We start from the raw sequence: 18563 nt of genomic DNA, 5'->3' as shown, positions 1-18563 counted from the left end.
GGTCAGTTTCCCTCGAACACGGGGTCGCTTTTGGCGGCAAAGGCCTCGAAGGCCCGGCGGAAATCCCGGGTCTGCATACAGATGGCCTGGGCCTGTGCCTCGGACTCGATCGCGGCGTCGAGGCTCATGTCCCATTCGAGGTTGAGCTGTGTCTTGGTGACGCTGTGAGCGAAGGTCGGCCCCCGGGCCAGCGAACGCGCCAGGTCCAGGGCCGTGTCCATCAAGGCTGCGGGCTCGACCAGCCGGTTGTGGAAGCCCCAGCGCTCACCCTCTTCGGCGGTCATGATCCGCCCGGTGAACAACAGCTCCGACGCCCGGCCCTGGCCGATCTGCCGGGGCAGGATGGCACAGGCCCCCATGTCGCAGCCGGCGAGGCCGACCCGGGTGAAGAGGAAGGCGGTCCGGGTGTTCGGTGTGGCGATGCGCAGGTCCGAGGCCATGGCCATGATCGCCCCGGCTCCGACGCAGATTCCGTCCAGGGCCGCGATGATCGGCTGGGGGCAGTGGCGCATGGCCTTGACCAGATCACCGGTCATGCGGGTGAAGCGCAGCAGGGCTGGCATGGCCATTTCGGTCAGCGGGCCGATGATTTCGTGCACGTCGCCGCCGGACGAGAAATTGCCGCCGGCCCCGGTGATGATCACCACCTTGCAGTCTTCTGCATGGACCAGGGCGCGGAACAGGTCGCGCATCTCGGCGTAAGAGTCGAAGGTCAGCGGGTTTTTCCGCTCGGGCCTGTTGAGGGTCAGGGTTGCCACCCCGTCGCCGTCCACGGCCCAGAGAAAATGTTCGGCTTTATAGTCGCGCGCCTTCATCGGCTTGGCTCCTCACGGGCGGCGGCCTCCAGCGAGCGTTTGGTCCGCTCCAGCAGGCCGGTCAGGTCGTCGGCTTCGGTATCGGTCAGGTCAGCGAACAGGGTCTCGATCCATGCTTCGTGCGCCGCCGCCATGATAGCGAAGCGGGCCTGCCCGGCCGTGGTGAGGCGCAGGCGCTGGACCCGACGGTCCGTGCCGGCCATGGCTTCCACCAGCCCGTCGGCTCTGAGCCGCGCCGCGAGGCCGGTGATATTGCCGTTCGAAACCATCAGCCGGTCGGCCGCCTCGCCCATGGTCAGGCCGTTCTGGCCGGCGCGGTCCAGTGCTGCCAGCAGGTCGAACCGGGGCAGGGTGGTGGCAAATTCGTCGCGCAGCCGCTGTGACACGCGCTGCTCTATTGTGGTCGTGCAGGTCAGCAACCGCAGCCACAGACGCAGTGACCGCTTGCTGTGCGGTGCACCGCCCAGCCGGTCGGGCAGGAGGGCTGATGCCATTGGGCTCATGTCTCGCCTCCGGCCACGGGCAAGGCCGCACCGTTGACCCCTGAGGCGGCCTCGCCGCTCAGCCAGACGACCATGGCGGCGACCTCGCAGGGGGTGATAAACCGCCCCTGTGGATTGGAGGCGGCCAGGGTGGCGCGAGCTTCATCCGCGCTGCGGCCCGTCCTGTCGACGAGCAGTTCTACGGAACGGGCGACCAGTTCGGTGTCGGTGAAACCAGGGCAGACGGCATTGACGGTGACGCCCTTCGACGCGACCTCGAGGGCGAGGGCACGGGTCAGGCCGACGAGGCCGTGCTTGGCCGCGACATAGGCGGTGACATAGGGATAACCCTTCAAGCCCGCCGTCGAGGCGATGTTGACGATCCGGCCCCGGCGCCGGGTCAGCATGCCCGGGAGGACCAGCCGGATGGCCTCGGCGGGAGCCTCGAGGTTGAGTGCCAGCATGGCGCGCAGGTGGTCGGCTGTCGTCGTCATGAAGGGTGCGGACACCGCCCCGCCCGCATTGTTGACCAGGATGTCGACCGGCCCGAACCGGTCGCGCCCGGCCTCGATAGCGGCGGCGAGAGCATCAGGGTCGGTAACGTCGGCGGGGGCGGCGAAGGCCGCGTCGCCGATACGATCGGCCGTCTCGCCCAGTCGATCGATGTGGCGTCCGATCAGGGTGACCTGTGCGTTGGCCGCGGCCAGCTCTTCGGCGATGGCCCGACCGATACCGGAGCCCGCGCCGGTCACCACCGCATGAAGGCCTGACAGGCTCATACCGGACCTGTCTGCTGCTGGCGTTCAAGGTTGCGGGCCAGCTGGGCGAAGCCCGCCAGGTACTGGACCGGTGGCTGGACCCCACGCCAGCCCGTTTCGGCGGCCGTGCGAAGGCTCCAGTTCGGGTCGGCCAGATGCGGGCGGGCCAGCGCACACAGGTCGGCGCGGCCGGCGGCGAGGATGCTGTTGACGTGGTCGGTCTCGTAGATGTTGCCCACCGCCATGGTCACGACCCCGGCTTCGTTGCGGATGCGGTCGCTGAGCGGCGTCTGGAACATCCGGCCATGAACAGGCCGGCTGTCGGGTGAAGTCTGGCCAGCCGAGACGTCGATCAGGTCGCAACCGGCGTCCGCGAAGGCCCGGGCAATGATGACGGCATCTTCCGGCGACAGGCCGTCTTCCATCCAGTCGGTGGCGGACAGTCGTACCGACATCGGCCGGTCGGCGGGCCAAGCGGACCGCATGGCGGAGAAGACCTCCAGCGGGAAGCGCAGCCGGTTCTCGACAGAACCACCGTAATCGTCGGTGCGGTGATTGGAGATCGGCGTCAGGAAGGACGACAGCAGATAGCCATGGGCGCAGTGCAGCTCGACCAGGTCGAACCCGGCCTCGTCGGCCCAGCCGGTGGCGCGGACGAAATCGTCGCGTACCCGATCCATGTCGTCGCGGGTCATGGCACGAGGTGACTGGTCGCGGTCGGTCCAGGCACCGGTCGAGGCGGCGATCAGTGGCCAGCCATTGTCGATCAGGGGTTGGTCGGCGCGCGGCCCCCAAGGCCGCTCGACCGAGCCCTTGCGGCCGGCGTGGGCCAGCTGGAGGGCGATGCGCGCGCCCTGGCCGTGGACGAAGTCGACGATCCGCTTCCAGGCGTCGCGATGCTCGGGCCGGTACATTCCCGCGCAGCCGGGGGTGATGCGGGCATCGGCCGAGACATTGGTCATCTCGGTGAAGACAAGCCCGGCACCGCCCATGGCCCTGGCCCCGAGATGGACCAGATGGAAGTCGCCGACAGTGCCGTCGGTGGCCGAATACATGCACATCGGCGAGACCACGACGCGGTTGGGCAGGGTCAGGCCGCGCAGCTGCAGGGGCGTGAACATGGGCGCCGGAACAGAGTCGGAAGGCGGGCCCCCGGCCGCGGCTGCAAAACCTCGCTCGACCGCCTCGAGGAAGCCCGGGTCGCGCAGGCGCAGGTTCTCGTGGCTGACCCTCTGGCTGCGGGTCAGCAGGCTGTAGGTGAATTGCAGCGGATCGAGGTTGGTGTAGCGGTCGACGGTCTCGAACCATTCGGTGGAGTTGCGCGCGGCGCTCTGCAGCTTCAGCACCTCGATCCGGCGCTCGGCCTCATAGGCGGCGAGGCAGGCGTCGAGATCACCTTGATCCGTCAGGGCCCGCGCGAGGCGGATCGCGTCCTCGAAGGCCAGTTTGGTACCGGAGCCGATCGAGAAATGCGCCGTGTGGGCGGCGTCCCCCAGCAGCACCACCCTGCCGTCGCGCCAGCGCTCGCAGGCGACGCGGGGGAAGTTGAGCCAGGCCGAGCCGCGCTGATGTTTGGCATTGCTCATCAGCGGGTGGCCGTCCAGCCAGTCGGCGAAGAGGGCCTCGGCCGCGCGGCAGGTCCGGGCCTGGTCCATCCCCTCGAAGCCGAGGCCTCGCCAGGTGGTCTCGGAACATTCAGCGATGAAGGTCGATGTCCCCGGTTCGAACTGGTAGGCGTGCGCCCAGATCCAGCCGTGCGGCGTCTCGACGAAGGCGAATGTAAAGGCGCCGAAGGCCCGGGTCGTGCCCAGCCAGATGTATTTGTTGGCGCGCACGTCGACATCGACGCCGAACACCTCGGGTGTGTCGTTGCGGACCCGGCTGTTCAGGCCGTCTGCCGCGACGATGACGTCTGCCTCCAGGGCGTTGAGGTCGGCGACCTCGCTTTCGAAATGCAGAACGACGCCCAGTGACCTGGCTCGCGCCTGAAGCAGGGTCAGCAGATTCTGGCGGCCGATGCCGGCAAAGCCGTGCCCGCCCGAGCGGATACACCGACCGTGGATGTGAACCTCGATATCGTCCCAGTGCACGAAGGCCGCCTCGATGGTCGCGGCGGTTTCGGGGTCGTTGGCCTTGAGGTTGGCCAGGGTCTGGTCGGAGAAGACCACGCCCCAGCCGAAGGTGTCATCGGCCCGGTTGCGTTCATGAACGGCGACGACCAGGGCCGGATCGCGAAGCTTCAGGGAAATGGCGAGGTAGAGCCCTCCCGGCCCGGCTCCCACGATCGCAACGCTTCTGGCGGGTTGATCCGACGACATATTTTAAGCTTGAAGCAAAATTGGGTGCAAGTCCACAGGGGGTGCTGTCAAACTAGAGGAACGGGTTGGTCGACTTGGCCATGGCCGCGACGCTAGGTCGGCCGGATTACCGGGCGGCTAAGTTTGGATTGCCAGAGCCCGTGGTGGTGCTGTCAGGCAGACGCAAACTCGTCTCCACCTGGGTCGCTCCCAGGTTGCGGATAGGAAAGATGTTTCGTGAAGGCGCTCTCGTTCAAGCGCACCCAGCCGACATTGGCACCCGGCCAACATGATCCGTCACCGGATCAGGCTGTTCAGCCAGTCCTCAAGGTTGGTGTAGCCGTCGCTGTCACGGTCCAGCGCGCCGTCTCCGGCGTCGGCCGGATCGAGGCCATGCGCCGTTTCCCAGTTGTCTGGCATGCCGTCAGCGTCATGGTCGATCCAGGGTGTTCCCGGTGCCAGCACAGGCCAGCCGCCGACCTGGGACTGACTGTTGATAATGCGCAACGATCGGGTTCCGACGGCCGCGAGAATCCGCTCGTCTACGGCGTCCCGGACGGGACCCGCGCCAGCGTGGGCCAAGACCGCTGCCTCGGTCCCGGTCGTTGCTCCGGTCGCGGCCGCCGCCCAGTCGGGGCGGGTCGAGAGTCGATAGCCCGGCCGGTCCGAATCCTTCACCAAACTCCAGGGATCGGACGGGACCCGCCCGTCCATCGCATTGCCCTCAAACCAGGCCTGCGCCATGGGGTTGGACTCTTCGAACGCCCAACGGCCGGCTGAATCCGGACCCGGGATATAGACGTTGCCGACAAAGGCGTAGGTCGACAGGCTTGCTGTGTCGGCGTTGTAACCAGCGTGAGACCCGCCCCAGTTGTGGAAGACGTTGGAGTGGAATTCAAATCGGGGTCCTTCGGGGTCGATGGAGGGCGCGTTGTAGTTTCCGGGCCGCGGCATCCGGGCCCGGTGGGCGGCCCAAAGATTGTGGTGGAAGGTCATCCGCGCGCCGTGCCCGCCCCGCACGAGGGATCCATAGCCATGCTCGCCCTTGGCGTGACCTGAGGCATTCAGCGACTCCGAGATAACGGACCACTGAACCGTGACGTCGTAGATGCCCCGCCCGGGCGGATTGTAGCGGCTGCCGACCGAAAGGGTCTCGTCCACTGACCAAGAAGCCGAGACGTGGTCGAGGATGATGCGACGACCCCGTTCGATCGAGACCGCGTCAGATTCGACGCGACTCTCATCGCCCAGGCGGGACCTGAGGTGGCGCACCACGATGTCGTCGGCCGCGATGACCAGGGCGTGGTCCCGCAGGGTGATCCCGCCGCCAGGGGCTGTTTGGCCCGCGAGGGTGATCCGGCCGCGCCGGATGGTCAGGGGGGAGGCGAGTGGGATGGTCCCGCCGATGTCGAAGATCACAGTGCGCGGGCCGTCAGCCTCTACCGCCGCGCGTAAGCTGCCAGGACCGGAGTCGTTCAGATTCGTCACGCGCAGGACCCGGCCTCCGCGGCCGCCCAGAGCCAGCCGTCCGGCCCCCTCCGCGCCGGGAAAAGCGAGCACGCCGGCTGCCGCATCCTGGGCACACGCCGGGTGTGCCCCCAAGGCCACGGCGGTCAGAGTTAGGGCCATGCTTGCGGTGGCGGTGCGAAGAAGCGGGCTTGCGAAAACGCGGATCATCGGTTTAGGCTCGAAATTGCTACCGGTATCATTTGTTTCCATAACCCTTTATGACACCGGTATCAAATGGATCGGCCAGAGATGCCGGACCGCAATAAATCTATAGACCGGGGCTCACTCCGGCGTCCTGTATGCCCAATTGGGAGGAGGCATATCATGCAAGCCATTCAGCCGGGGATGACCCGCGCCTTTCGCCGTTGTCTGTTCGCGGGAGCGTCGGGACTGGCCGTAGCGCTGTCTCTCGGGGTCGGTGCCGCCGCAGCGCAGGTTGCGCCGTCGGCCGGTCAGGACACCACCGAGATCGACGAGGTCGTCGTCACCGGCTTCCGCGCCAGCCTGAACGCGGGCCTGGACGCCAAGCGGCGCGAGACCAATGTGGTCGACGTGATCGTCGCAGAGGACATCGCCGACTTCCCCGACCTGAACCTCGCGGAATCGATCCAGCGCGTACCGGGTGTCTCCATCGACCGGGACGCTGGTGAAGGCCGCACCATCACCGTTCGCGGTCTGGGTCCCGACTTTACCCGCACCCGGATCAACGGCATGGAGGCCCAGGCCACCGCCGGCGGCACGGACTCCTCGGGCGGTGCCAACCGGGGTCGCGGTTTCGACTTCAACGTCTTCGCATCGGAACTCTTCAACTCGATCACCGTGCGCAAGACCGCCGCGGCCGAGACCGAAGAGGGTTCGCTCGGTGCCACAGTCGACCTGCAGGGGACGCGTCCGTTCGACCACAGGGGCTTCACGCTCGCTGCCTCGGCCCAGGCCGGCTACAACGACCTCTCGGAAGAGTACAATCCGCGCTATGCCTTGCTGATCAGCGACACCTTCGGTGACAATGATCAGTTCGGGGCCCTTGTCTCGGTGGCCTACAGCGAGCGCAGCCTTCTGGAAGAAGGTTTCAGCTCGGTCCGCTGGGCTCCGGCCGCGGCACCGGGTTCGACCAACAGCGGCGGCTTCTGCAGCCCCGTCGGCTTCGCCCCCCAGAATCCTTCCAACAGCACTGCGAACGGCTCGTCGGCCGCCAACTGCGCTACGGGCGTCGCGCGTCCGGCCAATACGGCGGCCAACAACGCAGCCTTCACAACTGCCAACCAGGCGACCGTCTTCATCCCGCGACTGCCTCGCTATGGCCGTCTGACCCACGAGCAGGAACGTCTCGGCGTCACCGGATCCTTCCAGTGGCGACCGGCCGATACCACGCTGTTCTCGCTGGACATCCTGTATTCCAAACTGGATGCCACACGGCAGGAAGACTTCCTTGAAGCCCTGTCCTTCAGCCGCAATGCGGCGGCCGGCGGCCAGACCCAGATCGGTGTCCGGGACGCTGTGGTCGAGAACAACATGCTGGTCTACGGCCTGTTCGACAACGTCGATATCCGGTCGGAGAGTCGCTACGATGTGCTCTCGACGGAATACACCCAGATCAGCTTTTCGGCCGAGCACGACTTCTCGGATCGCCTGCGCGGAAGCTACTACTACGGCCGGGCAGAATCGAACTTCGACAATCCGGTCCAGACGACGGTCACGCTCGATCGTCAGAACACCCAGGGCTATTCCTGGGACTTCCGCGGCAACCTGCAGGCGCCGGTCATCAACTACGGCTTCGACGTCACCAACCCCAACAACTGGGCGTGGCGGAGTGCGAACCTGGGCACGGGTCTCGCCGTCCTCCCGCGTTCGGAAATCCGGCTGCGGCCGAACGGCGTAGACACCCTGTTCACAACGGCCCAAGCCGACATTGAATATGACGCCAGCGAGTTCGTGACGTTCAAGGCGGGGATCAATTTCAAGACCTACGACACCGACTCCTTCGAGTCGCGCCGCGCGGACGAGACTCTCGTGCCGGCCCTGCCGGTCGGGACCACGGTGGCCGATATTTCCAACCTGCTCACGGGCTTCGGCCGGGATCTGGTCCCCGCGGGGACGGATACCCGCTGGCTTCGTCCTGACCTGAACGCCATCGCAAGCCTGTTCAACATCTACTGCAACTGCGACACCGGCGTAGCCGGAGGCGACTTCCGTCTGACCGGCGTCACCAACGGCAATGCCCGCGGCGGCAACCGGTCAATCTCCGAACAGGACCTGGCCTTCTACGTTCAGGCCGACTTCAACACCGAAGTGTTCGACATGCCGTTGCGTGGCAATATCGGCGTGCGCCAGGCGAACACGATCCTGCAGGCCACGGGCTACAGCTCGACAGGCGGCGGCAACCTTGTGACCGGCGAGAACGAGTATTCCGACACCCTGCCGTCGCTGAACCTGGTGCTGGAGCCGGTGAAAGACCTGTTCCTGCGCTTCGGGGCGGCCAAGGTGATGGCGCGGCCGCCGATCAATAACAACCTCGCCGGTACCAACTTCCTCGTCCCGACCACCTCGCTGTCCACGGGGCCGAACTTCACCGCAACGATCGGCAATGTGAAGCTGGAGCCTTTCCGCGCCAACACCTACGACCTCAGCGTCGAGTGGTATTTCGCGGCTGAAAGCCTGCTGTCCTTTGCCTACTTCTACAAGGACATCGACACCTACATTCAACTCGTCCGCCAGGATCTGCCCTATTCGTCCCTGACGGCCCTCAACCCGTCGGCCTTCGATCCGAGCTTCTGCTCCTCGCCCTGCTCGGCCTCGACCATCTTCCAGCTGACCGCAGCGGTGAACACCGAGGGCGGACCTCTGAAAGGCTTCGAGATCAGCTATCAGCAGCCCTTCCGGTTCCTGCCCGGCTTCCTCGCCAACACCGGGGTGCAACTGAACTACACCCACGTCGAGTCAGAGATCGACTATTGCAACGACGCGACCTGTGCCACGTTCGTGACCGCTGATCTGATCAACCTCTCGCCACAGTCGTACAACGCCACGGTCTACTACGAGGACGACAAGTTCTCGGCGCGGATCTCGGCGGCGATCCGGGAAGCCTATCTCCAGAACGTCCCTGGCCGGAACGGCAACCCGATCGAAGGCAAGAAGGACACGTTCAACCTCGATGCCTCGGCTTCCTATCAGTTGAGCGACCAGATCGAGGTCACCCTAGAAGCCCTGAACCTGACGGATGAGGAAAATCACCAGTTCGTCGGCGACGGTGCCTCCCGCGAGAGCACTTCCGTCTACCACCACACCGGGCGACAGGTCTTCGTCGGCGCCCGTTATCGCTTCTAGAAACGCGTTCTCCTGAACGTACCTTGGGGTCGGTGGCGAGAGCTACCGGCCCCTTTTTCTGGCCGGGAGGTCAGTCCGCCCGGCCGAACCGGTATTCGCTGGTCGAGTGGTAGGTCGCACCCGGGCGAAGGACCGTAATCGGAAATTCCGGGCGGTTCGGGCTGTTCTGGTAATGCTGGGGTTCGAGACACAGTCCGCAATGCGGATGATAGGGTACGCCGTCACGGCCAATCATCTCGACTGCATTTGCCGTGTAGAACTGGACGCCGGGCTCGGTCGTCCAGAGCTCCATTCGTCGCCCGCTTTCGGGGTGATCGACCCGCGCGGCGCGGCGCAGGACGCAGGGTTCGCCGCGGAGAACGAAATTGTGGTCGTAGCCCCCACCGATTCTCACCTGCTCATCGGGTGTCGCCAGGTCGCGACCCAGGGTCTTTGGCCGGCGGAAATCGAGCGGCGTGCCGGCGACCGGCCGCAGTTCACCGGTGACGATCTTGTCCGGTCCGAAGGCGGTGAATTCGTCGGCATCGATCGTGACGACATGGTCCAGAACCAGTCGCCCGGGGGCTCCCGACAGGTTGAAATAGCTGTGATGAGTGGGGTTGAGGACCGTCGGTCTGTTCGTCGTCGCCTCGAAGGCCAGGGTCAGGCGGTCGTCATGGGTCAGCCGGTAGGTGACGGTGATCACCAGTTTGCCCGGGAAACCCTGGTCTCCGTCGGCGCTGACCAGCGTCATCGACACCCCGGGCCCTTCGAGCGTTTCGTCGAGCCGACCGGTCCAGTTGCGCTTTGAGAACCCGACAGGGCCGCCGTGGGAGCTGTGGGCCCCTCCGCCGGTCTCGAGATGAACGATCCGGCCATCCAGTTCGAACTGGCCGCCGGCGATCCGGCCCGCATAGCGCCCGATCGTCGCCCCGAAATTCCGCGAGCGCGCGACATAGTCGTCATAACTGTCCAGCCCGAGGACGACATCGGCCAGCGCGTCAGACCGGTCCGGCATCACAAGCGAGGTCAGCGCCGCCCCCCAGGTCATGATCTTCGCGGAATGACCGGCCCGGTTCGTCAGGGTGAACAGCCTCACCGGCTCGCCCGTGGCCGTCATTCCGAAGTCGGACACGGCCACGCCCGCCGCGGCAGACCGCGGGCTCATCGTCGCGCAGGCCGACAGGGGCAGGGCGGCAAAGCCCCCGGTGAACAGACGACGGTCGAAGATCGGTCCGGTCATGGCGTCGTCCCTTTCTGCCAGCGGCGCCAAGGGTGCGGCTGGTATCGGAGACCGGCATACTCGACATCCGGCGATGAAGTATGCGCATTTGCCATTGCATTGTCACCGGTGTCATAGACGATATTGGAAGCCCCTTCGCGGTCGCAAGGCTGGCGTGGGCCCGCGCGTTGAACCCATGAAGCGCCCGCCCCCGGCGCCGGACAGAGCCCTAGCGATGAGCCACCCCTTGATCCTCCATCCGGATCGGCTGTTTCCGGTCGACGCCGATACGCGCGCGATCGCCCGTCGGCTCTACACGGAGATCAGGGGCCTGCCGATTATCAGCCCGCATGGTCATACCGACCCGTCTTGGTTCGCGGCCAACGAACCGTTCGCCAATCCTGCCGAGTTGCTGATCACCCCCGATCACTACGTCTTCCGCATGCTTTTCTCGCAGGGCCTGTCCATGGAGAGCCTGGGAGTACCCCGCGCGGACGGCGGCCCCGTCGAGCGCGATCCGCGGGCGATCTGGCACCGCTTCGCGCAGCACTATCACCTGTTCCGGGGTACCCCGTCGCGCATGTGGCACGACTGGGTCTATGCCGAGATATTCGGGATCGACGTGCGGCTGTCTGCGGAAACTGCCGACCACTACTTCGACATCATCGATGCCGCGTTGCAGACCGAGGCCTTTCGCCCTCGGGCCTTGTTCGAGCGGGCCAATATCGAGGTACTGACGACGACGGAATCGCCGACGGAAACATTGGAACATCACAAGGCCATCCGGGAATCCGGATGGAAGGGTCGGGTGTTGACCGCCTTCCGACCGGATCCGGTTCTGGATCCGGACTACGAAGGCTTCCGAAACAATCTGGGGGTTCTGGCCGAGCAGACGGGTCGGGACACCCTGAGCTGGGCCGGCTACCTCGACGCGCTGCGGGACCGGCGCGCCTTCTTCACTGCGATGGGGGCGACCTCGACCGACCACGGCCATCCGACAGCCTTCACCGCCGACCTTTCGAAAGCCGAGGCGGAGGCCCTGTTCGGACGCGTGTCGAGCGGCCCGGCCAGTGTCGCGGATGCCGAACTTTTCCGTGGCCAGATGCTGACCGAGATGGCGGCGATGAGCGTCGAGGACGGTCTGGTCATGCAGTTGCACCCCGGGTCGTTCCGCAATCACAACGCCATGGTGTTCAACCAGTTCGGCCTTGACAAGGGTGCCGACATCCCGACGCAGACGGACTATGTCCGGGCGTTGAAGCCGCTGCTGGATCGCTTCGGCTCGGACCCCCGCCTGACGCTGATCGTCTTCACCCTGGACGAGACCAGCTACAGCCGTGAACTGGCCCCGCTGGCGGGACATTATCCGGCACTGAAGCTGGGGCCGAGCTGGTGGTTTCACGACAGTCCGGAAGGGATGCGCCGCTTCCGTGAACAGGTCACCGAGACGGCGGGCTTCTACAACACCGTCGGCTTCAATGACGACACGCGGGCCTTCCTGTCGATCCCGGCGCGGCATGACGTGGCCCGGCGCATGGATTGCGGCTTCCTCGCAAAGCTGGTTGTGGAGCACCGGATCGGGGAGGACGAGGCCCATGAAGTGGCGCGCGCCCTGACCTATGATCTGGTCAAGGCGGCATACAGGCTGTGACCCGGCTTTCGAACGCGACGCTTTCGCACGTCCCGGTCATGCGTCCGACCTATGATCGAGCGGCGGTCAAGATCGGCGTGGTCCATCTCGGCATCGGAGCCTTCCACCGGGCGCATCAGGCGGTGGTATTCGACGCGGCCCTGACCAGCGGGGACCTGCGCTGGGGCGTGCTGGGGGCCTCGTTGCGGTCCCCAGGCGTGCGCGATCGGCTTGAGCCGCAGGACGGGCTCTACAGCGTGGTCGTTCGGGACACCGTCGACGAGACTGTCCGGGTCATCGGAGCGGTGATGGGGGTGATGGTCGCGACCGAGGGTCCGGCAGCTCTCGTCGAGGCCATGGCATCGCCGGACGTGCACATCGTCACCCTGACGGTCACCGAGAAGGGTTATCGGCTGGATCCGGTGACCGGAGCCCTTCTGGAAGCCGATCCCGAGGTGGCAGAAGATCTTGCCGATCTGGTGAAGCCGAGGACGGTCCCCGGCTTCCTCGTCGCGGCCCTGCGTCTGAGGCATCAGCGGGGCCTGAAGCCTTTCACGGTCGTGTCTTGCGACAATATTCCTCACAACGGTCTGCGGGTGCGGGCGGCGGTGCTGACCATGGCAGCGCGGATTGACGCCGGCCTGCACGACTGGATCGCGGCCGAAGGGGCCTTTCCGCAGACCATGGTCGACCGCATCGTTCCGGCGACGACCGCGGCCGATATCGACGCCCTCGAGACCCGGGTCGGCTACCGCGACGAAGGCATGGTCAAGACCGAGCCGTTCACCCAATGGGTGGTCGAGGACCTCTTCGCCGGTCCGCGCCCGGCGTTCGAGGACCTTGGTGTGCGGATGACCGCGGCGGTTGAGCCGTGGGAAGAGGCCAAGCTTCGACTGCTGAACGGCGCTCATTCGACGATCGCCTGTCTGGGCGGTCTGGCCGGTCATAGGTTCGTGCATCAGGCGGTCGCTGTTCCGGCCATCCGCGCCCTCGTCGAGCGGCTGTGGGACGAGGCGGAGACCACGCTGACCCCGCCACCCGGTCTGGATATCACCTGCTATCGCAGCGAGCTGATGGCGCGGTTCCTGAACCCGGCGCTGCAGCACCGCACACGCCAGATCGCCATGGACGGGTCGCAGAAGCTGCCGCAGCGACTGTTGGCCTCATGCGCCGCGCGGCTGGCGCAGGGGCAGGGGATTTCGGCGCTGGCGCTGGGCGTCGCGGGCTGGATGCGCTGGCAGTCGGGCGTGACCGAGGCGGGCGAGGCCTTCATCGTCGACGATCCACTGGCGGCGCAGACGAGGAGGCTCGTCGACGGCGCGGACGGCGACGCGGCCATCGTCGAGGCCCTGCTGACGCTGGAGGCGGTCTTTCCGACGGTGCTGGCGCGGCACGCGGCGTTCCGGGCGGCGGTCACGGACGCCTATGTCCGGCTGGGCCAGATCGGTGCGGTCGCTGCGGCGGCTCAGGGGGGCACCGCGCTCCCGGAGGATGGGACATGAGCCGGGTGTTGACGCTGAACGCGGCCGACGATGTGGCCATTGCCCTGGACGATCTGGCCCCGGGCGCGACCGCTGAGGGTCTTGAGGCCCCAACCCGGGCGGCGATCGCGACGGGGCACAAGGTGGCGGTGCGCGCTGTCGCCGCCGGCAGCGTGGTAAGGAAATATGGTCAGGTGATCGGCCGGGCGGGGGTCGACATCGCAATCGGCGACCACGTCCATTCGCACAATCTGGTCATGGCCGACGACGCCCGTGAGGCCGAGATCGGCGCAGACTTCGCGCCCGTGCCGACCGACCGGCCGGCGACCTTCGAAGGCTTCGTCCGTGCCGACGGCGCTGTCGGCACGCGGAACTACATCGGGGTCCTGACCAGCGTGAACTGTTCTGCGACGGTGGCCCGGCGTATCGCCGACGCCTTCCCCGACAGCGGCCTGCCGCCGGGCGTGGACGGCGTGGTCGCCTTCACGCACCAGAGCGGGTGTGGCGGCTCCGCGCTGGGGACCGATGTGGCCCTGCTGCAGAAGACCCTGGCCGGCTATGCGCGGCACTCCAATTTTGGCGGTGTGCTGATCGTTGGCCTGGGCTGCGAGGCCAACCAGATTCCGGCGTGGCTGGCGGGGGCCGGGCTTGAGGCCGGGCCCGGCCTGCGAACCCTGACGATCCAGGAAGCCGGCGGCACGGCGCGGGCGATCTCGGCCGGCATCGGCATCGTTCAGGCGTTGGTCGAACGGGCGGCGGGTGCCAGGCGTCAGACGGTGTCGGCGTCGCACCTGACCGTTGGACTGCAGTGCGGCGGGTCGGACGCCTGGTCGGGGATCACAGCCAATCCGGCACTGGGGTCGGCGGTCGACGGGTTGGTCCGCGCCGGTGGCTCGGCCCTGCTGAGCGAGACGCCCGAGATCTGGGGTGCCGAGCATCTGCTGCTGCGCCGCGCGGCGACGCCCGACGTGGGACGAAAGCTGCTGGAGCGTCTCGATTGGTGGCGGGCCTATGCCGACCGGCATGGCATGGAGCTGAATAACAATCCGTCGCCGGGCAATCTGCAGGGCGGGCTGACCACCATTCTCGAGAAGTCGCTGGGGGCGGTGGCCAAATCGGGCTCGACGCCCCTGAACGACGTGATCGGCTACGCCGCGCCGCGGACGGTCCGAGGTCTCAGCTTTATGGACAGTCCCGGCTACGATCCCTGTTCGGCGACGGGCCAGATCGCCTCGGGAGCCAATCTGATCGCCTTCACGACCGGGCGTGGCTCCGTCTTCGGAGCCAAGCCGGCACCGTCCATCAAGATCGCCTCCAACGCCAGCCTGGCGGCCTGGATGGACGAGGACATGGACATTGACTCCTCGCCGGTCCTGAACGGCGTGTCGGTGGCCGCGATGGGCGAGCTGATCCTGGCGCGGATGCTGGCCGTAGCCTCGGGCGAGCCTTCGAAATCCGAACTGCTCGGCCTCGGCGACAATGAATTCGTGCCCTGGCAGGTCGGGGCCTATCTCTAGCCCGTCAGCGCCTCGATCAGGTCGCCCATGTTCTTCACGAATACAGCGGTGGACACGCACTCGACCGGATAGTCAGTGGTGTAGGGCGAAGTGTCCCACAGGTCGCCGACACGCGTGGTCTGGTACTCGCCGCCGGTCACCGTCGCCGGTGCCTCGCCGATATAGGGATTGGAGGTCGTGGTCAGGGGCGAAGGCCAATAGCCGCGGGCGTTCAGGCCGGACATCAGTTCGGCGATCCGCGCCGGGGCGGGTGTCTGACCACGCCGGCCGTCGGTCGACAGGTCCCAGACACTGACGTCCTTCAGTGTAAAATACCGGGGCAGGGTCAGTGTCCCCGGGCGAGCCGTCAGCGGCGACGTTCGGACGGCCTCTTCAGGAGAAAGCGCGGCCGCGGCGGTGTACTCCCGGCGGATTGCCGCGGTGTCAAGGTTTCTGAACGAGCCGTAGTGGATGACCAGGTTGTTGGGATTGGTGTCGGCGTAATACTGGCCGTTGGTGATGTTGGAGCCCCGGCGGTGGATGTAGACCGGGGTGTTCGAGCCCTCGAGGATGAAGGTCGGATGGGTGCGGCCCGGCGCAATCAGGGCGCGGGGCGTCGCCACCTGATCCAGCCAGTCGAGGGCCTCGGGCAGGCGGGCGAGGAATTTCCGGTCGCCGGTCAGGCGATAAAAGCCGATCATCGAGCGGATATTGGTCGCCGTGGTGTGGGTGGCGAAGGCCTGGGGCTCGATTGTGCGGGCAGGGGCGGGCTTCAGGGTGTCGGGAAAATGTTGCAGGCCCCAGGCGGGCTGGGGCATGGGCTGCTGGGTTCGCACGAAAATGTCCATGCCACGCCGGATAGCGTCGAGCAGGCGGGCGTCGTTACTCCGGGCCCCCAACGCCTGGTGCACATAGAGCAGGAACTCCAGGTTCTCGCCGGCCACGTCGTCGTTGAAGGTGATGTAGGGTGTGTAGTCGGCGTGGCCGTGGACACCGCCGTTTTCGACGAACGGGAAGCGCTGCGGCCAGCCGCCGTTGGGATACTGGGCGTTGAGAACGAACTGGATCGCCTTGTCCAGCGGTGCCCGATAGCGGCGGTCGCGCTTCTCCAGATAGACCCGTAGCAGCAGCTGCGAGGCCTCGGCCGTGCCCGCGTCATCGAAGGTGGCGTTGCCGTAGTACCGCTGGAATTCCTCCATCCGCCAGGCGTTGTGGCCATAGGTGGCGTACCATCGCTTCAGGCTCTCCTCGCCGGCGGTGTCGATGACATAGTTCCAGCCGCCAGCCGGATGCTGGCCTCGCACGAGGGCGTCGGCGGCTGATTTGGCGGCCCTGTAGAACTGCTCGTCCCCTGTGGCGTGATAGGCGTCGAGGAAGGCGTGGCCGACCGTGGCGGTGCCCGGCGGCTGGACCCAGATCATGGTCGGTGATGCCTCGAGTTCGCCCCAGCGGCGCGAGAAGTCGGGCAGTACATTCCAGACATAGCCGCCGCCGACCGCCGCCTCGTCCGTCATGAAGGCGGCCGCGCGCTTCATCGCGGCCAGGATGGCAGCGCGGTCAGGGGTGGCCGTCTGCGCCAGGGTTGGTGCCGCGGCCGCGAAGGCGGTCGCGGCGGCGGCGGACAACAGGATGCGGCGGTTCATCGACAGGGACATGGAGACTCCGACCGCTTCCCGGGATGCGGACTCTGCGGTCCGTTCCCGACAGCTAAGCATCAATGACACCGGTTTCCTAGGGGTGCCTAGCGCCGTATGTCGAAACTTCCCGGGTCCATGGCGGCGCGAACCTCCGCGGCGCTGAACAGGTTGAAGTCGCCGTGGACCGAGTGTTTGAGGCCGGCTGCGGCGAGGCCAAAGGAGAGGGCGTCGGCATCGGGCCACCCGCTCCACAGACCGAACAGCACGCCCGCGGCGAAGGCATCGCCGCCACCGACCCGGTCAACGACGCCCGTCATGTGGATCGGCTCCGCCTGGGTTTCGACAACCTCAGTGCCTGACCGGGTCAGCATGACGGCTGAAAGGGCCTGGTCGGCAACGCTTTCCTGGACGCGCAGGGTGCAGGCGATGCGATCCAGGGTGGGAAACGCCTCGAAGGCGGCCGTGGCGGCGGCGCGGCGGCGCGCACGCGGATCGGCATCGTTGAAGGTCCGGCCGAGCACCAGTGCGAAGTCGCGTTCGTCGGCGAAGGCGAGACTGGCCGTGGACAGCATGTGACTGAGGGTACCGGGCGGATCGCCGGCCCATTCGCTCCAGAGCTTGCCGCGGAAATTACCGTCGAAGCTGACCCTGACCCCGGCGGCGCGAGCGGCGTCCACCGCCTGGAGCGCGGCGCGGGTCCCGCCGGGCCCGATGGCGGGGGTTACTCCGGAGACATGCAGCCAGTCCGCACCATCAAGCAGGACCGGCCAGTCGAAAGCCGTATCGGCGTGACGGACGAAGGCAGAGTCGGCGCGGTCATAGAGCACCTCGGCAGGCCGGCGCACGGCCCCCGGGGTCATGAAATAGAGGCCCATGCGGCCCGTCCCGAAAACGACGCCGGAGGTATCGACGCCGTGCTTGCGGACCTCGTCGCGAACACCGTGGCCCAAGGCGTTATCCGGCAGGACTGAGACGGCGGCGGTCGGCACACCGAACCGGGCCAAGGAGACGGCGACATTGGCCTCGGCCCCGCCGGGCCTTACCGTCAGGGCCTGGCCCTGCATCAGCCGCTCGCCCTCGGGCGGATTGAGCCGCAAGAGCATTTCGCCGAAGCAGAGGATCCGGCCGCCGGTAGGAAGAGTGCCCATGATCTGACGCTAGCGCGGGATCAGCGCGCCAGCCAGCCGCCGTCGACGGGGAGGGTGATCCCCTGCACATAGTCGCTAGCGGCACTGGCCAGGAAGACCGCTGCACCACCGATGTCGGCCGGGTCGCCCCAGCGTCCGGCGGGGATGCGGCCCAGGATTTCTTTCGAGCGGACCGGATCATCCTGTAGGGCCCGGGTGTTGTCCGTGGCGAAATAGCCAGGGGCGATGGCGTTGGCATTGACGCCATGCTTCGCCCATTCATTGGCCATCAGCTTTGTCAGGCCCGCAACGCCGGACTTGGACGCCGTATACGAAGGCACACGAATGCCGCCCTGGAAGGACAGCATGGAGGCGGTGTTGATGATCTTGCCGCCGCGACCGCCGGCGATCATGGCCTTCACCACCGCCTGGCTGAGGAAGAAGACACTCTTGAGATTGACGGCCATGACGTCGTCCCAGTCAGCCTCGGTGAAATCGACGGCGTCGGCGCGGCGGATGATGCCCGCATTGTTGACCAGGATGTCAATCGGTCCCAGCCCGGCCGAGGCCTCGGCCACGATGCGATCGATCGGCTCCATCGACGTCAGGTCGGCCTGGATCGAGATCGCCCGGCGACCCTTGGCCAGCACCTTGCCGACCGTCTCGTCTGACGGGCGGCGGGCGACCGAAGCGATGTCGGCACCGGCATCTGCCAGAGCCAGCGCAATACCCTGGCCGATGCCGGTGTTACCGCCGGTGACGAGCGCGACCTTGCCGGTCAGATCGAACGGATTGGCCATCGGAAC

At 66.6% G+C, this 18563-nt stretch carries 13 protein-coding genes; 4 read left to right on the top strand and 9 right to left on the bottom strand.

Translation table 11 applies throughout. The features are described from left to right. Window positions 1–2: 2 nt before the first annotated feature. The 5 genes from ACP7AS_RS03820 to ACP7AS_RS03800 form a co-directional block, all read right to left on the bottom strand. Window positions 3–815 carry an enoyl-CoA hydratase family protein gene (locus ACP7AS_RS03820; protein ID WP_426027535.1) on the bottom strand — a complete coding sequence of 271 codons (813 nt, stop codon included), beginning with the start codon at window positions 813–815 and terminating at the stop codon, window positions 3–5. Continuing rightward, a complete protein-coding gene (locus ACP7AS_RS03815) occupies window positions 812–1318 on the bottom strand; it encodes a MarR family winged helix-turn-helix transcriptional regulator (RefSeq protein ID WP_426027534.1) in 507 nt (168 codons plus the stop codon). The genes ACP7AS_RS03820 and ACP7AS_RS03815 overlap by 4 nt, the downstream gene beginning before the upstream one ends. Next, on the bottom strand, window positions 1315–2076 hold the full coding sequence (locus tag ACP7AS_RS03810; RefSeq protein ID WP_426027533.1) for an SDR family NAD(P)-dependent oxidoreductase: 762 nt from the start codon (window positions 2074–2076) through the stop codon (window positions 1315–1317). The genes ACP7AS_RS03815 and ACP7AS_RS03810 overlap by 4 nt, the downstream gene beginning before the upstream one ends. Continuing rightward, window positions 2073–4337, bottom strand: a complete 2265-nt coding sequence (locus ACP7AS_RS03805) for a bifunctional salicylyl-CoA 5-hydroxylase/oxidoreductase (protein ID WP_426027532.1) — start codon at window positions 4335–4337, stop codon at window positions 2073–2075. Before ACP7AS_RS03805 ends, ACP7AS_RS03810 begins: the two co-directional genes overlap by 4 nt. 312 nt (window positions 4338–4649) lie before the next feature. Then, window positions 4650–5981: a pectate lyase family protein gene (locus ACP7AS_RS03800; protein ID WP_426027531.1), complete on the bottom strand. Its 1332-nt coding sequence runs from the start codon at window positions 5979–5981 to the stop codon at window positions 4650–4652. A 204-nt stretch (window positions 5982–6185) separates the two neighbouring features. On the opposite strand from ACP7AS_RS03800, the gene ACP7AS_RS03795 reads away from it, so the two are divergent. Further along, window positions 6186–9185: a TonB-dependent receptor gene (locus ACP7AS_RS03795; protein ID WP_426027530.1), complete on the top strand. Its 3000-nt coding sequence runs from the start codon at window positions 6186–6188 to the stop codon at window positions 9183–9185. 70 nt (window positions 9186–9255) lie between these two features. Here the strand turns inward: ACP7AS_RS03795 and ACP7AS_RS03790 are convergent, their stop codons facing one another. After that, window positions 9256–10407 carry an aldose epimerase family protein gene (locus ACP7AS_RS03790; protein WP_426027529.1) on the bottom strand — a complete coding sequence of 384 codons (1152 nt, stop codon included), beginning with the start codon at window positions 10405–10407 and terminating at the stop codon, window positions 9256–9258. A 214-nt stretch (window positions 10408–10621) separates the two neighbouring features. Between ACP7AS_RS03790 and uxaC the strand changes: the two genes are divergently transcribed. Genes uxaC through ACP7AS_RS03775 form a run of 3 tightly spaced genes read left to right on the top strand, consistent with a single transcriptional unit; the run spans window position 10622 to window position 15014 of the window. Then, on the top strand, window positions 10622–12037 hold the full coding sequence (gene uxaC, locus ACP7AS_RS03785; RefSeq protein WP_426027528.1) for a glucuronate isomerase: 1416 nt from the start codon (window positions 10622–10624) through the stop codon (window positions 12035–12037). Continuing rightward, on the top strand, window positions 12034–13518 hold the full coding sequence (locus ACP7AS_RS03780) for a mannitol dehydrogenase family protein (RefSeq protein ID WP_426027527.1): 1485 nt from the start codon (window positions 12034–12036) through the stop codon (window positions 13516–13518). Before uxaC ends, ACP7AS_RS03780 begins: the two co-directional genes overlap by 4 nt. After that, window positions 13515–15014: a UxaA family hydrolase gene (locus ACP7AS_RS03775; protein ID WP_426027526.1), complete on the top strand. Its 1500-nt coding sequence runs from the start codon at window positions 13515–13517 to the stop codon at window positions 15012–15014. The genes ACP7AS_RS03780 and ACP7AS_RS03775 overlap by 4 nt, the downstream gene beginning before the upstream one ends. On the opposite strand, the gene ACP7AS_RS03770 is transcribed toward ACP7AS_RS03775, so the two are convergent. The 3 genes from ACP7AS_RS03770 to kduD form a co-directional block, all read right to left on the bottom strand. Next, complete coding sequence (locus tag ACP7AS_RS03770) at window positions 15011–16648, bottom strand: pectate lyase (protein ID WP_426027525.1); 1638 nt, start codon at window positions 16646–16648, stop codon at window positions 15011–15013. The genes ACP7AS_RS03775 and ACP7AS_RS03770 overlap by 4 nt on opposite strands. Before the next feature lie 86 nt (window positions 16649–16734). Then, window positions 16735–17778 carry a PfkB family carbohydrate kinase gene (locus tag ACP7AS_RS03765; RefSeq protein WP_426027524.1) on the bottom strand — a complete coding sequence of 348 codons (1044 nt, stop codon included), beginning with the start codon at window positions 17776–17778 and terminating at the stop codon, window positions 16735–16737. Window positions 17779–17798: 20 nt separating this feature from the next. After that, window positions 17799–18557 carry a 2-dehydro-3-deoxy-D-gluconate 5-dehydrogenase KduD gene (kduD, locus tag ACP7AS_RS03760; protein ID WP_426027523.1) on the bottom strand — a complete coding sequence of 253 codons (759 nt, stop codon included), beginning with the start codon at window positions 18555–18557 and terminating at the stop codon, window positions 17799–17801. Window positions 18558–18563: the final 6 nt, after the last annotated feature.

Origin of the sequence: Brevundimonas sp. TWP2-3-4b2 (genome assembly GCF_049897345.1) — a bacterium.
Lineage (GTDB): Bacteria > Pseudomonadota > Alphaproteobacteria > Caulobacterales > Caulobacteraceae > Brevundimonas.
Note: the sequence above shows the minus strand (reverse complement) of the source record. Positions and strands in the feature narration are given on the sequence as shown.

Bases quoted from the DNA above. Each gene is read 5' to 3' on its own strand.
- ACP7AS_RS03820 (WP_426027535.1), bottom strand. From the start codon at position 815: ATGAAGGCGCGCGACTATAAAGCCGAACATTTTCTCTGGGCCGTGGAC.
- ACP7AS_RS03815 (WP_426027534.1), bottom strand. From the start codon at position 1,318: ATGAGCCCAATGGCATCAGCCCTCCTGCCCGACCGGCTGGGCGGTGCA.
- ACP7AS_RS03810 (WP_426027533.1), bottom strand. From the start codon at position 2,076: ATGAGCCTGTCAGGCCTTCATGCGGTGGTGACCGGCGCGGGCTCCGGT.
- ACP7AS_RS03800 (WP_426027531.1), bottom strand. From the start codon at position 5,981: ATGGCCCTAACTCTGACCGCCGTGGCCTTGGGGGCACACCCGGCGTGT.
- ACP7AS_RS03795 (WP_426027530.1), top strand. From the start codon at position 6,186: ATGCAAGCCATTCAGCCGGGGATGACCCGCGCCTTTCGCCGTTGTCTG.
- ACP7AS_RS03790 (WP_426027529.1), bottom strand. From the start codon at position 10,407: ATGACCGGACCGATCTTCGACCGTCGTCTGTTCACCGGGGGCTTTGCC.
- uxaC (WP_426027528.1), top strand. From the start codon at position 10,622: ATGAGCCACCCCTTGATCCTCCATCCGGATCGGCTGTTTCCGGTCGAC.
- ACP7AS_RS03775 (WP_426027526.1), top strand. From the start codon at position 13,515: ATGAGCCGGGTGTTGACGCTGAACGCGGCCGACGATGTGGCCATTGCC.
- ACP7AS_RS03770 (WP_426027525.1), bottom strand. From the start codon at position 16,648: ATGTCCCTGTCGATGAACCGCCGCATCCTGTTGTCCGCCGCCGCCGCG.
- ACP7AS_RS03765 (WP_426027524.1), bottom strand. From the start codon at position 17,778: ATGGGCACTCTTCCTACCGGCGGCCGGATCCTCTGCTTCGGCGAAATG.
- kduD (WP_426027523.1), bottom strand. From the start codon at position 18,557: ATGGCCAATCCGTTCGATCTGACCGGCAAGGTCGCGCTCGTCACCGGC.